General features: G+C 70.1%; 14 protein-coding genes and 1 pseudogene. 6 read left to right on the forward strand and 9 right to left on the reverse strand.

Annotated features, from left to right (window positions below):
* Nucleotides 1–2: 2 nt before the first annotated feature.
* Genes Air01nite_RS08120 through Air01nite_RS08130 form a run of 3 tightly spaced genes read right to left on the reverse strand, consistent with a single transcriptional unit; the run spans nucleotide 3 to nucleotide 2,141 of the window.
* Nucleotides 3–1,052, reverse strand: a complete 1,050-nt coding sequence (locus Air01nite_RS08120; RefSeq protein WP_203701341.1) for an Ldh family oxidoreductase — start codon at nucleotides 1,050–1,052, stop codon at nucleotides 3–5.
* A gap of 10 nt (nucleotides 1,053–1,062) precedes the next feature.
* Entirely contained in the window at nucleotides 1,063–1,335 is a 273-nt protein-coding gene (locus tag Air01nite_RS08125) for a NifU family protein (protein ID WP_203701342.1), read from the reverse strand.
* Nucleotides 1,336–1,337: 2 nt separating this feature from the next.
* Nucleotides 1,338–2,141, reverse strand: coding sequence for an IclR family transcriptional regulator (locus Air01nite_RS08130; protein ID WP_203701343.1), 804 nt, complete (start codon nucleotides 2,139–2,141; stop codon nucleotides 1,338–1,340).
* An 86-nt stretch (nucleotides 2,142–2,227) separates the two neighbouring features.
* Between Air01nite_RS08130 and Air01nite_RS08135 the strand changes: the two genes are divergently transcribed.
* Nucleotides 2,228–2,959: an RraA family protein gene (locus tag Air01nite_RS08135; protein ID WP_203701344.1), complete on the forward strand. Its 732-nt coding sequence runs from the start codon at nucleotides 2,228–2,230 to the stop codon at nucleotides 2,957–2,959.
* Here the strand turns inward: Air01nite_RS08135 and Air01nite_RS08140 are convergent.
* On the reverse strand, nucleotides 2,952–3,776 hold the full coding sequence (locus Air01nite_RS08140; RefSeq protein WP_203701345.1) for an SAM-dependent methyltransferase: 825 nt from the start codon (nucleotides 3,774–3,776) through the stop codon (nucleotides 2,952–2,954). The two genes, Air01nite_RS08135 and Air01nite_RS08140, sit on opposite strands and share 8 nt — an antisense overlap.
* Nucleotides 3,777–4,338: 562 nt before the next feature.
* On the opposite strand from Air01nite_RS08140, the gene Air01nite_RS08145 reads away from it, so the two are divergent.
* Complete coding sequence (locus Air01nite_RS08145) at nucleotides 4,339–4,860, forward strand: hypothetical protein (RefSeq protein WP_203701346.1); 522 nt, start codon at nucleotides 4,339–4,341, stop codon at nucleotides 4,858–4,860.
* 154 nt (nucleotides 4,861–5,014) lie between these two features.
* Entirely contained in the window at nucleotides 5,015–5,401 is a 387-nt protein-coding gene (locus Air01nite_RS08150; RefSeq protein ID WP_203701347.1) for a VOC family protein, read from the forward strand.
* A gap of 317 nt (nucleotides 5,402–5,718) precedes the next feature.
* On the opposite strand, the gene Air01nite_RS08155 is transcribed toward Air01nite_RS08150, so the two are convergent.
* The 4 genes from Air01nite_RS08155 to Air01nite_RS08170 all read right to left on the reverse strand — a co-directional run bounded on the left by Air01nite_RS08155 (nucleotide 5,719) and on the right by Air01nite_RS08170 (nucleotide 10,560).
* A complete protein-coding gene (locus Air01nite_RS08155) occupies nucleotides 5,719–6,888 on the reverse strand; it encodes a barstar family protein (RefSeq protein WP_239090573.1) in 1,170 nt (389 codons plus the stop codon).
* 9 nt (nucleotides 6,889–6,897) lie between these two features.
* Nucleotides 6,898–7,554: a DUF1275 family protein gene (locus tag Air01nite_RS08160; protein ID WP_203701348.1), complete on the reverse strand. Its 657-nt coding sequence runs from the start codon at nucleotides 7,552–7,554 to the stop codon at nucleotides 6,898–6,900.
* A 367-nt stretch (nucleotides 7,555–7,921) separates the two neighbouring features.
* Nucleotides 7,922–9,037 (reverse strand): DUF1996 domain-containing protein, encoded by a 1,116-nt coding sequence (locus tag Air01nite_RS08165; protein ID WP_203701349.1) that lies wholly within the window; start codon nucleotides 9,035–9,037, stop codon nucleotides 7,922–7,924.
* A 161-nt stretch (nucleotides 9,038–9,198) separates the two neighbouring features.
* Entirely contained in the window at nucleotides 9,199–10,560 is a 1,362-nt protein-coding gene (locus Air01nite_RS08170) for an MFS transporter (protein WP_239090574.1), read from the reverse strand.
* 189 nt (nucleotides 10,561–10,749) lie between these two features.
* Between Air01nite_RS08170 and Air01nite_RS08175 the strand changes: the two are divergent.
* The 3 genes and pseudogenes from Air01nite_RS08175 to Air01nite_RS08185 form a co-directional block, all read left to right on the forward strand.
* Nucleotides 10,750–11,757, forward strand: a pseudogene (locus Air01nite_RS08175) (glycoside hydrolase family 5 protein); the annotation flags it as partial.
* Between the two features lie 11 nt (nucleotides 11,758–11,768).
* Entirely contained in the window at nucleotides 11,769–13,574 is a 1,806-nt protein-coding gene (locus Air01nite_RS08180) for a glycoside hydrolase family 15 protein (protein WP_203701467.1), read from the forward strand.
* Nucleotides 13,574–14,056, forward strand: coding sequence for an MSMEG_6728 family protein (locus Air01nite_RS08185; RefSeq protein ID WP_203701351.1), 483 nt, complete (start codon nucleotides 13,574–13,576; stop codon nucleotides 14,054–14,056). The genes Air01nite_RS08180 and Air01nite_RS08185 overlap by 1 nt, the downstream gene beginning before the upstream one ends.
* On the opposite strand, the gene Air01nite_RS08190 is transcribed toward Air01nite_RS08185, so the two are convergent.
* Nucleotides 13,969–14,559: a hypothetical protein gene (locus tag Air01nite_RS08190; protein ID WP_203701352.1), complete on the reverse strand. Its 591-nt coding sequence runs from the start codon at nucleotides 14,557–14,559 to the stop codon at nucleotides 13,969–13,971. The two genes, Air01nite_RS08185 and Air01nite_RS08190, sit on opposite strands and share 88 nt — an antisense overlap.
* Between the last annotated feature and the right edge of the window lie 226 nt (nucleotides 14,560–14,785).

Genomic DNA, 14,785 nt, shown 5'->3' on the forward strand with positions numbered 1-14,785 from the left:
ACCTAGCGCTCCTGTGGCAGGTCGACGTCGAACCGCTTGGCGACGGTGGCGAGCTCGCCCCAGGTGGCGTCCTCGACCGGGATCCCCTCGGCGGCACGGCGCACCTCGGTGCGGTGTTCGAGCTCGCCGGGGTAGAGGATCTCGTCGAAGCCCGCGGCGAGCGGTGTCTCCTTGAGATAGGTCATGAACTCCTCGATCTCGGCCTTGAACTCGTCGAGGGGGCGGAAGATCGACGGGTCCACGACGACGAGGAACAGGCCGTCGTTGTGGCGGCCGAGCGGGTCGATCCCGAAGCCGAGGCCGGGCAGCAGGGCCGCCATCGTCTCGACCATCACCGAGAGGCCGTAGCCCTTGTGGCCCTCGTTGCCGCCGACCGGGAGGAGCACGCCGCCCGCGAAGAAGTCGTTGGGGTCGGTGCTCGGGTAGCCCTCCTTGTCGAGCAGCCAGCCCGACGGGATCGGCTCGTTGCGCGCCCGGGCGACCTTGAGCTTGGCGAGCGCGGCGGCGCTGGTCGCCATGTCGAGGCAGACCGTGCCGGGCAGGTCGCTGGGCAGCGCGATGCAGATCGGGTTGGTGCCGAGGCGCGGCTCGCGGCCGCCGAACGGGGCGACCTGCTTCGGGCCCTGCCCGGAGTCGCACATCATGATCGCGACGAGCCCCTCGCGCGCCGCCATGGACGGGTAGCCGGCGAGGCGGCCGACGTGGCTCTGGTCGCGGATGCTCGCGACCGCGACCCCGCTGGCCCGGGCCTTCTCGATCGTCTTGCGGGTGGTCCACTCCGACACCACCGGGCCGAAGCCCCACCGGCCGTCGACGAACGTGGAGGCCGGCGTCTCCCGGATCACGACCGGCGTCGCCGCCGGCACGATGTGACCCCGGTCGATGCGTTCTACATAGGACGGCAGGAGCTGGAGGCCGTGCGAGTCGTGACCGGCGAGGTTGGCGCCGACCTGATGGCGGGCGACCGTCTGGGCGTGACTCTCGGGCGCACCGGCGGCGACGTAGATGTCGTGCGCCAGGCGCAGGAGGTCCTGATGGTGCAGGAGGGGCATGGTCTCTTCTTCACTTCGGGTCGCGCGTCCGCTCCCGTGGATCGTCGAGCCGCACTTGCCTGACTCGGGGAAGCTTTTCGCGCAGAACGGAAAGCAGCACGGTTTCGAGGTGGTCCTTGGGCATGACGCAGTCGGCACACGTCTCCGGGGAGAAGACGAGCCGGAGTTCGGCGACGCCGCCGTCGAGCCGGACGAACCGGATGTCGGCGTGCTCGGCCTCCAACGACAGGCGGACCGTCTTCAGCGCACTGTGTACGAAGCCGGCGAGCTGGTCCTCTGCCACGGTCACTCCTGTGTGGCGATGTATCCCAGGGCTTTCGAGATCTCCGCGGCGCCGTCGACGACCAGCTTGCGTGCCGTCAGGCCGATGCGCGGCCAGACGGGCAGCAGGGCCGCCACGTTGAGCGCGGCGATGGTCTCGCCGTTGCGGTCGATGATGGGCGCGGCGACGCCCGCTCCGCCGATGAAGCGCTGGTTGAGCGTTTCGGCGAAACCCTGCGCGCGCACGGTCGCGATGGTCTCCGCGAGCTCGGCACGGGTCGGTCGGGGCTCGGTGTTGGGCGGATCGGTCGCCAGCCAGTCCGCGTAACCTTCGATCTCCTTGTCGGGGCGCGACGCGAGCAGCACGAGGCTCGGACCGCCGAGGTGGAGCGGGATGTGCTGCCCGATCCCACCGGTGCGGCGGAACTCCTTGAACCCCTCGACCTGCTCGATGACGACCCGGTAGTTGCCCGATCGGACGCTGAGCAGGACGGTCTCGTCGAGCTCGTCGCGGATCCGCTTCATCGTGGGCAGCGCGTAGTCGCGCACGTCGAGCTGGGAGATGTAGACCCCCGACAGCTCGACGACCTTGGCACCGAGCGTGAAGCTCATGTCGGCCCGCCGCTCGAGGAGGCGGGCGTCGACGAGCGCACGCGTGTAACGCAGCGTGGTGGTCGGGTCGAGTCCACATCGCTCGGCGAGCTCGCTGAGCGTGAGGACCGGCTCCCGATGGGTGAACGCGGACAGCACCGCGATCGTCCGCTGGACGGTGCGCGGACCGGCAGCGGCCGACGGCTCGGGCTCTTCGTCGGGCCCCGTCCGTCGCACTGGATGCGGTATCGATGTCACGAGGTGAAACTAAGTTCGTGTCAGACTCTTGTCAAGAAGATCTCGGTGGGCGCAGCATCGTCATCATGTCCGTCGGCTTTCGAGTCTTCGGCCGCGGCGCCATGCCCACCGCGGCCCAGGTCAAGGCATACTTCGGCATGGAGTCGTCCAACGTGGCGGACGCGATGCACGGGCTCGGCGCGATGAGTGCGGACGTCGCGCCGGTCTACCGCCCGATGCGGGCGTTCGCCGGGCCGGCGCTGACCGTCACGGTCTCTCCCGGCAACGGCATGATGATCCGCAAGGCGATCGCGGCGTCCCGGCCGGGCGACGTGATCGTCGTCAACGCGGGCGGGGTTCGGTCACGCGCGGTGTTGGGCGGCAACGTCGCGATCGACATCGTGGCGCACGGCATCGCCGGCGTCGTGATCGACGGCGCGGTCCGCGACGTCGACGAGCTACGCGCGCTCGATCTGCCGGTCTACGCGGTGGCGGTGACGCCGCGGTCGGGCTCCGACCCGAGCGGGCGGGGCGAGGTGCTGGCCCCGACGGCGTGCGGCGGGGTGGCGGTCGTGCCCGGCGACATCGTGGTGGGCGACGCCGACGGGGTGACGGTGGTGCCGCTGGCCGACGCCGACGCGGTGCTGTCTGCGGCGTTGGCGGTCAGGGCGCGCAAGGGCGGCGCTGATGATCTGGACGCGCGGTTGGCGTCGGCGCGCGCGGGCACGCTCACGGCCTATGACCCGGCGGCGGTGGCGCGGGCGCTGGCCGCCGCCGGTTGCGCGGATCTGACCTCGCCGTGGCGGGACCTCAGTTGATCTTGCGGGCGACGGCGGCGTACTCGGAGGCCGGGGTGGTGTCGTTGCCGTCCGGGCGCCATTGCGAGCAGGTGACGAGGCCTGGCTCGACCAGCTCCCAGCCGCCTGCGAAGAAGCGGGCGATCTCGGCCGGGTCGCGCACGGTCATCGGGGCCGCGCCGCCGTCGTTCCACATCGCGACCGCGCGGTCGACCGCCTCGGGGCTGACCTCGCGGGTGGGGTGCGAGATCACCAGGTAGCTGCCGGCCGGCACCGCCTTGGTCAAGGTGGCGACGATCTCGCGGGCCTGGTCGTCGTCGGTGACGAAGTTGAGGATGCCTAGCAGCATGACGGCGACGGGACGGTCGAAGTCGAGGGTGCGGGCGGCGGCGTCGAGGATCGCGGCCGGATCGCGCACGTCGGCGTCGATGTAGTCGGTGGCACCCTCCGGGCTGCTGGTGAGCAGGGCCCGGGCGTGGACGAGCACCATCGGGTCGTTGTCGACGTAGACGATGCGCGCGTCGGGCGCCGTGGCCTGCGCGACCTGGTGGGTGTTGTCGGCGGTGGGCAGACCGGTGCCGATGTCCAGGAACTGCCGGACGCCGGCCTCGCCGGCCAGGAGGCGGACGGCACGACCGAGGAACTCACGGTTGAACCGGGCGGACTGCACGAGCTCGGGCAGGAACGCGAGCACCTGCTGCGCCGCCTCCCGATCCGCGGCGAAGTTGTCCTTGCCACCGAGCAGGTAGTTCCACAGCCGCGCGGAGTGCGCGACGCTGGTGTCCAGCATGGCCAGTTGGTCGTCCGTGCCCGCCGTCTCCACCGGATCCCCCTCCATCGCCGACAATCAACACTCCGGCGGCCAGCATAGACGGACGAGCCGCCTCGGCGCCCACCAGAGAGGGGACACCGGACGATGGCCCTTCGGCTCGTGCCCCGCCGCTGGACGACGCTGCTCCGACCACGAAGCGGCGACGTGGACGATCGGGTGGTCGGTGCCCTGCTCACCTACCATGCCCTGATCGAGATCCGGCACCACGCCGGAGCGGCGCTGAGCGGCCGAGAGCCCGTTCCTCCCGCCGCGGAACCATCAGCAGGCGGGAACTTTCAATGCGGACCCGGCCGATGAGTTGGACCTGGCACACGACCGGGGCGGCTGGGCGGGAATGGCTGCTGGCCCACCTCGCTCGGGCCGGGTACCGGTGGACGCCACTGGCACCACTCCCCACGGCCCGCACGTTGACCGTCCCGCAGCGCCTGCGCGCGCTGGCGGGGTGGCCCGTGCGCACACCGCCGGGACGGAAACGCCTTCCGCGGCAGGCCCGCACTCTCAGGGCTGTCGACCGCGACTCGCTCTACGCTCTGGACAGATCGTCCGAGGGCGATGTTCCATCGACGGGGTGACTGATGGCGACGACTTTCTGGTTACGAAGAAGGGCAGGGCGGCGGTCGTCGTGCTCCTGTTCGGCTCGTTGGTGGTCGTCGACGCGATCGTCGCGGGTCTGGCGGCCGTCGTCGCGCTCGGCACACTCGACCTGGCGGCGCCCGACCTGCTCGAAGGCCCGGCCCCGCTAGCAGCGGCGTGGCGGATCGCCACGGTCCTGACGATCCTCGAGCTTGCGTCGCTGGCCGCAGTGGCCCCGTTCTTCTGGCGGCGAGGTCTCGGCGAGATGATCGCGAGCGGTCTTCCCGGAACCTCCACCCCGCCGATCTCCACCACCCTGACGGCAGTCTGGGCTGTCGTGGAGCGGGCGGCCGCCGTAGGAATCGTCTTCGCTTGGCAGTTCCGGGGATCCGTCGGTGCCTTCCTGCTATCGGCCGCCGTCACCGTCGCCGCCCTGGTCGCCGCGAGAGCCCTGTTCCGTCACTGGCTCCGACGGCGAGAAGAACAACGCCACGAAGATGCACCGGCTGAACTCTGACCGCGATGTGCGGCAAGGGTGACGCGACTACGCGCACGCGCCGGATCCGCTGTTACCTCGACAAGGCCCGCGAGCGCCCGGACAGCCCGCGCGGGACTGGGGGTCGATGGTGAAATCCCTGCTGATCATGGTCGTGGCACGGCATGTTTGAACGATGGAGGTACTCACCAGCCGCATCCTGCTCCGCCCGGTCGATCGCGAGCGCAGTCAGCGCTTCTATCGTGACGTACTCGGGCTCGCGGTCTATCGCGAGTTCGGGCCGCCAGAGCATCCAGGGCTGGTCTTCTTCCTCGGCCAGGGGCTGCTCGAGGTGTCGGGCACCGCAGACGGTGGCCCGACGGGACCACTTCAGATCTGGCTACAGGTCCGTGACGCCAGGGCCGAGCATGAGCGGCTGGTGGCGGCGGGGGTGACCGTCACGCGTGAACCCCGGCTGGAGCCGTGGGGGCTGATCGAGATGTGGATCGAGGACCCGGACGGCGTCCGTATAGCCATCGTCGAAGTACCCGCCGACCACCCGCTACGACGCGACCAAAGATGACCTTTTGAGCTCCCCGCCCTGCCGCCCGACGCCGTCCGGAGGTCGAAGGGCAGGAGTTCCGGGTTCGTGCTCCTTGGTCCCGCCGTCTTGGTGCTCGTCGCAGGGGCGCCTTCGTGGCCAGCCGGGACTGCGGTGTCCTCGTCCTCGGCACAGGTGCCGACAGGGCGGACGTGTCCGTCGGCCGCAACGTCCTCGTCGAACGCGGCGTCGTTGACGCGGGCGGATCGAACGCCGGCAACCCGTTCACGCTGCTGGCGGTGACGCCGTGCGGCGGCGGCGTCGGGCCGCTGCCCCGTGCGACAGCTGAGGCGGGCCCCTCAGCGGAGGTCGACCTCGACGTCGTTCTCCGTGAAGATGCCGAGCAGATCCGCCAGGGTGACCGCCGGGGCAAGCCGTCGCCGGTCGTAGCCCGCGGCGAGGTGTTCGCGGGCGACGGCCGAGTCGTGCCACACCAGCCGGAACGGCGTGCGGGCGCCGAATTTCCCGACGAGGCAATCGTCGAGGGCGTCGAGGTTCCAGCCGAAGTAGCCACCGGGACCGTTGATCGCCTCGCCGATCGCACAGTAGAAACCCTCGATGTCGGTCACGAACCGGCCGTCGAGGTCATAGGTGGTGCCGGCCGGTCGATCCGGGGCGCCCGACATGTGTGTCAGCGCCACGCCGGCCCAATGGTGGCGAGTTTCCCGGTCATAGCCCGCCCACAGGTTCCTTCGGGCGGGGCGCCCTTCGTGCCAGTGTTCGAGGATGCCGAGGATCCCCGTTGGCAACGGTTCCTGCGCATCGCTGTCGACGGTCACGTCGACGAGGCCGGCCCCGCGCGGCGACGGTTCGACAGCGCCCACCGTTCCGGACACCACCGCGCCGATCACCCGGCCGGCCGAACCGTCGGCGGCGATCGCGAGGACCTCGGCGCGAATACGGCGGCGACGCAGGCTCGCTTTGGACGACTGCCCGACGGCGTCGAGTGCGGTCAGCAACGGCGTTTCCGGTCGACAGCCGAGGAGCCGGACCTGCGGAACCGGTGGCGGGGCCTGCACGCGGAACACACCGGTGACGGCTCCGCATGTGCCGTACGGCGTCTCGCCCGGACCCAGCAGGACGAACCGGCTGACGTCTCCCGGACTCGGCACCCCGTCCGTGCGGTCGTAGCCGCGGACGAACCCATCGAGATCGATGTCTCCGTTTGCCCGTCGGGCGAGCACGACGACGTCGCCGAGGTCCTCGCCCCACCACGTCGGCGGTGCGAAGGGCGGAGACGCCACTATCGACACGTTGCCGAGCCAGGCCCGCTCGGTGCCGAGCGCCTCGGCGGGCAGCCGATCGAGCAGGTCGGCGAACGCGCCCTGCGCGGCGCACCCGACAAGCGTGAACCGCTCCCGCGGCCGCGGCGGCAGGTCGACGAACAACCCTTCGATCTCCGTACACCGCGCGAGCGGGATGCCGTCCTCGCCAAGAAGCAACCACCGCGCACGGTCTGCACTCGCCACGCGGGGAGCCTAGCGATCCGGGACTTTCCAGCGTGCCGGCCGCAGGCGGTGGGACAGCATCGCCAGCACCAGGAGGGCCAAGGCGAGCAGTGGTGCCGACCAGCGGGCCGCCGTCAACAGGGCGGCCGCGACGGTCGCGCCGGCGGTCAAGGCCGCCAACTGGCCGAGGGCCGCGGCCCGGGTGCCCGAGCGGCCGGTGACCAAGTCGTGCACCGCGCCGGTCAACGTGCCGGTCAGGTATGTCGTCGACTCGTGCAGCCAGCGCGCCACCACGCTCTGCACGCCCATCGCGACGCTGCCCGTCGCGAGCAGCAACAGCCGTGCGGTCCGGCCCGGTGAGCCGTCGGTGGCGATCCAGCCGGCGGTCAGCGCGCCCAGCAGCGCAAGCTCGATCACCAGGTGGCCCGGCCAGCGAAACCGCGGCAAACGCAGGGCCACCGCGACACCCGCCGCATAAGCGCCGACCGCCACGGCCGGCGCCGCGAACGCGTGGTCGTCAGTGGCGCCGATGCCCAGGCCGGCCGTGACCAGGTTGCCGGTCACCACGCTGGCGAACGCGCCGCCCAGGCCGACGATCGCGGTCAGGTCGACCGCGCCGGCGCAGGCGGCAAGGGAGAGCGGGGTGACCCGGCGCCCGCCGCGCCGGGCCAACCCCGCCAGCACCACGAACACACACGGTACGCGGTGATCCGGACTAAAGGGTCGAAACCGAACTAACCCACGCGGCGGGGTGGGCGGCGGCAGGCCGCGGGGCGACGGCGGCGCGGGCGGCGGGGCGGGCGTGCGCGGCGGCGTCGGGGGTCCGGTGGCCGGGCGTTCACCGGGCCGACCAACGTGGACGGAGCATCGAGGGGCCGCTCTTGATCGGGTTGTGCCGCCCGACAATACGAGGCCCCTGTCAGAACCGGTGTGTCCTTAATCCGAACCTAATGCCGACTTGAGCCCGAGGATGCCGTCGCCACGGCCACAGGGACGGCGACGGCCGTGGCGACGGACACCCCCGCGGCCGCCAGTCGGCGCGTGGCGGCCGGGCTCAGAACTTTCCGTCGGAACCGCACTTGTAGCCCTGGTCCACGCAGTCGCGTACCCGTTGGGCGAGCGCCGCCGGCTCCCACGCGTTGAAGAAGTCCGCGTGCATCGAGTAGCCCGTACCCGATGCGAGCTTGATGCCTGTCGTGTTGGTGTTCAGCGGGTAGCCGATGACGAACGAGACCGACGGGATCGCGACCGGGAACTTGCCCGAGCACTTTCCGTCGCGGTCGGCGGGCCCGACGTGCGACTTGTGGTCGGGGCTGTCCAGGTGCTTGCCGTCCCAGCAGTCCGGGAACGTCACCTGGCGCACCAGGTTGGCGGTCTTCGCGCAGACCGGCCACTCCCCGTCGGGCGTGCGGCCGGTCTCGCCGCCGATCCCCGCGCACCAGAAGTGGTTGCCCTGCTTGTCGGGCGTGTCCGTCTGCCGCTTGGCGTCACCGGTGATCATCCGGAACCCGAACGGGAACGGCACCGTCTTGCTCGGGTCCTTCAGCCGCGATCCGTAGTAGACGGTCACCCCGCTCGGCAGCACCGGCTTGCCGTCCTTGAGCAACGTCGGGATCCAGTACGCGGAGTGGTCCTGCGCCGGCGCACACGTCGTCTTCTTGTTGGCGTACAACGACTTCGCGGTGGAGAAGGCGTTCGTGCTCGTGTTGCCCATGAACGTGTGGTTGTGCGAGGCGCCGACCAATCCGGGCGCGACGATCGGGTCGTCGCTGTTGCGGTGGCTGACCGTGCACGAGGCGTTGAACTCCGGCACCTTCACCGGGTTGTTCGTGATCTTCCGGGGCGTACGCGCGAAGAACGCCTTCACGTCGGCCGCCTGCTTGGCCTGGTCGACCGGCACCCAGCCGGGCCGGGCGGGCGGCGGCGCCCCCGGCGTCTTGGTGGTTGGCGGCGCAGTGGTCGGTTGCGCCGGCGGTGTGGTGGTCGGCCCGGCGGACGGCGTCGCGTCAGGCGCGGCAAAGCTGGTGCCGCCGTCGTCGGTCAGGGACTCGGCGGCCGCGGCCGGTGCCGGGTCCGCCGCGGCGGAGCGTGAGCAGGCCGCCGACACGGCGACGACGAGGACGAGCGGCAGGGCGACGACGAACCGCCGCCGGAAAACGTGCTTGGGCATCGGGGCCTCTCGGAAAACCGATTCAGGGGCAGCCCGAACTGTAGGTACGCGGTAAAGCCGCGAGCCGTTCCTTAAGCCGAAGATAAGCAGGCTTTACAGATCACTCGACTGGCATTCCGGCACCGGCACATGGATAACAGAAATCCACCTGGAACTTTGTGTTATTCGGTCGGCTCGCGCACGTCGCCGCGCGGGAACAGGGCCGCGGCGATCGCGATCACGACCGCCACCGCGAACACGCCGACGAACACGTTGTGCACCGCACCGACGAGCCTAGCGGGCGCGGCATGGTCGCCGCGGAGCTTCGCGTTGGCCACCGCGCCGAACACCGCCGTGCCCAGCGAGCTGCCGACCGACCGGAGGAACAGGTTGTTGGCGGTGACGACGCCGCGCTCGCGCCAGCCGACGCTGGACTGCGAGGCAATCAGCGTGGGGCTGACGGTCAGGCCCATCCCGAGGCCGATCACCAGGCTGGTCGCGCCCACCTGCCAGATCGAGCTGCCGCCGCCGAGCAGGAGCAGCAACGCGCTGCCGAGGACGATCAGGCTCGCACCGGCCAGGGCACAGCGGCGGAAGCCGTAGCGCAGGTAGAGCCGGCCGGACTGGGACGCCGCGATCGGCCAGCCGATGGTGAGCGCGGCGAGCGCTAGGCCCGCGACGAGCGGACCAACCCCGATGACCTCCTGCGCGTACGTGGGTACGTAGGAGCTCAGGCCGAGCAGGATCGCGCCCGCGCCGGCCGAGACGACGCCGCTGGCCACCAGCAGCCGGCGGCGGAACACCCACAGCGGCAGCACGGGCTCGGTGGTCCGGCGCTCGGCCAGCAGGAACGCGCCGAGCAGCAGCGCGCCGATGCCGAGGGTGGCGGCGCTCGCCGGCGAATCCCAGGCCCAGGCCTGCCCGCCCTCCAGCACGCCGAGGATGACCAGCGTCAGGCCGGCGGTCAGCAGCACGGCACCGCGATAGTCGATCACCGGGCGGGCCGGCGTACGCCGCTCGTGGTAGTTCTTCATGATCATCGCACCGGCCAGCAGGCAGAGCGGGATGTTGACGAGGAAGATCCAGCGCCACGACACGTACTCGCTGAAAACGCCGCCCAGCGTCGGACCCACCACCGACGAGATGCCCCAGACGCTGGCCACGTACCCCTGGACCTTGGCCCGTTCCTCGACCGTGTAGAGGTCGCCGACGATCGTCACCGTCATCGGCGCGATGGCGCCGGCACCGAGACCCTGGACGACCCGGAACACGATCAGCATGGTCATGCTGGTGGCCACGCCGCAGAGCACCGAGCCGACGAAGAACGTGGCGATGCCGAACAGGATCACCGGCTTGCGGCCGAACAGGTCCGCGAGCTTGCCGCACAGCGGCACGGTGACCGCCTGGGCCAGCAGGTAGACCGAGAAGAGCCAGGGAAACTGGGCGAACCCGCCGATGTCGTCCACCACCGAGGGCACGGCGGTTGCGATAATGGTGGAGTCGATGGCGACCAGGGCCGTCGAGAGCATGACCGCGCCGAGCACGGGTCCGCGTTCCGAACGGAAACCGACGCCAGCAGTTGCAGAGGGGGTGGCAGGCACGTTTTCCCACCTTCCACCCGGACGGGTGACAGCGCCAGCGTGTGTCCGATCACTCCGAGGTTCGCGTGATCTCTTCACATCATGCGGAGCTGGCTACTTTCGGTCGTTACCACCCTCACCGTCTGTGTAGGACAGGCGGTGGCGGAGCCCACGGAGGGGCCGATCGCCCCGCCACCGTCGTCGCCGGTCGCGACGCACGGCGCGCTGCGGGTCTGCGGCCTCCAACTCTGCGACCGCGCCGGGCAGCCGATCCAACTCCGCGGCATGTCGACCCACGGCATCCAGTGGTACGCGGGCTGCGCCAGCGGGCCGGCGCTGGACGTGCTGGCCAGCGACTGGCAAGCCAACCTGCTGCGGATATCCATGTACGTGCAGGAAGACGGCTACGAGACCGACCCGGAACGGTTCACCGACCTGGTCGACACGCTGATCGCTCGGGCGACCTCGCGCGGGCTCTACGTCATCGTCGACTGGCACATCCTCACCCCCGGCGACCCGGCGAAGAACCTCGACCGTGCCAAGACCTTCTTCGCCGAGATCGCCAGCCGTTACCAAGGCGCGGACAACGTCCTCTACGAGATCGCCAACGAGCCCAGCGGCGTCTCCTGGAGCGAGATCCGGTCGTACGCCGAGCAGATCATCCCGGTGATCCGGGCTGAGGACCCGGACTCGGTGGTGCTGGTCGGCACCCGGGGCTGGTCGTCGCTGGGCGTCTCGGACGGCGCCGACGAGCAGGAGGTCGTCGACGACCCGGTGCGGGCCGACAACGTGATGTACACGTTCCACTTCTACGCGGCCTCACACGGCGACGAGTATTTCGACGCGCTGTCCCGTGCCGCCGACAAGCTGCCGATGTTCGTCACCGAGTTCGGGACGCAGAAGTACACGGGCGACGGCTCCAACGACTTCGACCGCGCGGCGTCCTATGTGGACCTGATGGACGCGAAGGGCATCGGCTGGGCCAACTGGAACTGGAGCGACGACGAGCGCTCCGGCGCGGTGTTCAAACGCGGCACATGCGAATCGATGGACTACGCGAACACCGACCGCCTCAAGCCCGCCGGTGTGTGGGTGCGCGACCGCCTGCGTACACCACCCGTGTTCGCCGGTTCGGCACCGTCCGGAAAGCCGGTCGCGTAGCGTCGGATCCGGTGGACGAAGAACGGTATCTACCCATCGGCGAGCATGGCCTCATCGGCAACTTGAGAACCGTGGCCCTCGTCGGCACTGACGGGACCATCGACTGGTGTTGTGTCCCGCGTTTCGACGCGCCGAGCATTTTCGCCTCTGTCCTGGACCGGGACAGGGGTGGGTTCTTCTCCCTCACCACCGACGTGCCGGCGATCACACGCCAGTTCTACTTCCCCGACACGAACGTGCTCATCACCCGTTTCATGTCGGACGACGGTATCGCCGAGGTACAGGACTTCATGCCCGTGCCGGCCGACCGGCACGAGGCGGAACGGTTCCAGCTGATCCGGCGGGTCAGGTGTGTCCGCGGCGAGCTGCCGTTCCGGGCACACGTGGCCCCCCGGTTCGACTACGGCCTCCAGCCGCACACGCTGCGTGAGCACGAGGGCCGGGCCGTCTTCGAGTCGGCGTCGCTGAGCGTGGCACTCAACTCGACCGCGCCGTTCGAGCTGGTCGACGGCGACGTGCTCAGCTCGTTCCGCCTCAAGCAGGGCGAGGACGTGGTGTTCTGCCTCGACCGGGCGGAGATGGGAACACCACCGATGTACGGCACCGCCGAGCAGGCGGAGGCGGCGTTCACCGAGACCGTCGAGTACTGGCGGCGCTGGCTGTCCGCGTCGCGCTACCGGGGCCGGTGGCGGGAGGCGGTGCACCGTTCGGCGCTCACGCTCAAGCTCATGACGTACGCGCCGTCGGGTGCGATCGTGGCCGCACCGACGACCAGCCTGCCGGAACGCGTGGGTGGCGAGCGCAACTGGGACTACCGCTACGTCTGGGTGCGGGACGCCGCGTTCTGCGTGTACGCGATGCTGCGGCTCGGCTTCACCGAGGAGGCCGACCAGTTCATGGAGTTCCTGTCCGCGCGCGTGCGGGCAAGCTCACCGGACCCGGAGGGCCCGCTGCAGATCATGTACCGGGTGGACGGGAGCGAGTCGCTCTCCGAACGCCGCCTCGACCATCTCGAGGGGTACGAGGGCTCGGCGCCGGTGCGGGTCGGCAACGACGCGGTCAACCAGCTCCAGCTGGACATCTACGGCGCGCTGGTGGACTCGATCTACCTCTACAACAAGTGGGGCCAGCCGATCTCCAGCGGCGTCTGGGAGGGCGTCACCACGTTCGTCGAATGGGTCTGCGAAAACTGGGACCAGGCGGACGAGGGCGTCTGGGAGACCCGCGGCGGCCGGCGCGACTTCCTCTACTCGCGGCTGATGTGCTGGGTCGCGATCGAACGGGCGATCCGGGTCGCGCACCAGCGGGGCCTGCCGGCGGACCTGGTCCGCTGGGGTCGCGCCCGGGACGCGATCTACTACCAGATCATGGACCGCTTCTGGGACGCGGACCTGAAGGCGTTCGTGCAGCACCGCGACGGCCACGTACTCGACGCCTCGGTCCTGATGATGCCGCTGTCGAAGTTCGTCGCACCGTCGGACCCGCGCTGGCTGAGCACCCTGGACCTGCTCGGCGACAAGCTGGTCTCGGACTCACTGGTCTACCGCTACGACCCACACCTGAGCCCGGACGGCCTGCAGGGCGAAGAGGGCACGATGTCCATCTGCACCTTCTGGTACGTGGAGGCCCTGTCCCGGGCGGGCCGGGTCGACGAGGCCAGGCTGGCCTTCGAAAAGATGATCACGTACGCGAACCACCTGGGCCTTTATGCGGAGCAGCTGGGCCCGACGGGCGAACAGCTGGGCAACTTCCCGCAGGCCTTCACGCACCTGTCACTGATCAGCGCGGCCTTCAACATCGACCGCGCGCTCGGTTGATGCAGACGTTCCTGCCGTTCCCGGATTTCGCCCGCTCGGCGGCGGTCCTGGACCCGCCGAGGCTGGGAAAGCAGCGGGTGGAGAACGTCCAGATCCTGCGCGGCCTGACGGTCGCCGGCCACGGCTACCGCAACCATCCGGCGGTGAAGATGTGGGCCGGGTACGAGGAGGCACTGGTCCGCTACGGCCTGATCGTCTCGTCGACCTGGACCGCGGGTGGTCGCGCGGACACGACGGCGACGACCCTGACCACGGACCTGGCAGCGGCGTGCGGCATCACGTCGGTGAGGTCGGTGCCGGCGTTACGGTCGGCCGGAGACCTGCCACCGTGGCTGGGCGACGAGGCTTTCCACCGGTCACACCAGTCGGCCCTGATCCGGAAGGACGCGGCCTTCTACGGCCCGATCTTCGGCGACGTCCCACCGGACCTCCCGTACGTCTGGCCACCGTCGGACCGCCCCAACGGCTGCACCCCCCGTTGAGCCGGCGTCGGCCGCACACCGAGGTCGGCCCGAACGGCCGTGTAGAAGTCCTCGCGGGCGGCCCACACGCCGTCGAGGGCCTGGCGCCAATCCTCGGCCCCGCCCTTCTTGCGCCCCTGCACCAGATAGGCAAGCTCCCAGGCCGCCCGATGCCAGGTGCGGGCGGCCCGGATCGTCGCCTCGTCGCCGAGCAGGAGCACGTTCTCGAACTTCCCCGACCGGTCCTCCTCCGCCGCGTCGGCGAGCGGGACGCCTTCCTCGCGCCCGATCGGATGTGCGACGTCGTCAAGCCCCATGCTCCCGGCGATCCGCCGAAGAATGGTCACGTAAGCCTTGACGGTGAGCGCATAGTCCGAGTACGCGGCGATGCGCCGCTCATCCCAACGACTCTGTTGGTGGCGCAGCCACTTGTCGCGTTCCATCCGCGCCGTTACCACGTAGGTCGCGAGCGCACCCACGATGACGCCGATCAGGGCAGGCAGTTGAGCGACCACCAGATCCATTTCGGAACGGTACGGCGCACCACCGCACGAGCGGTGACCGCTGTCACCTCTTGGACAACCCGGGCCGCCGCCGTCAGACCTGGAAGATGCGGACGCCGTCCGGGTCGTCGATCCAGATTTCGATGAGCCCCCAGCGCCATCCGTCACCCCGTCGATGGAACATCTTCCTCAGACGATCTGTTCAGCGATCGCGCGACGCGCGGTGATGTCCGTAACGATGGCGTAG

Source organism: Asanoa iriomotensis (assembly GCF_016862515.1).
Lineage (GTDB): Bacteria > Actinomycetota > Actinomycetes > Mycobacteriales > Micromonosporaceae > Asanoa > Asanoa iriomotensis.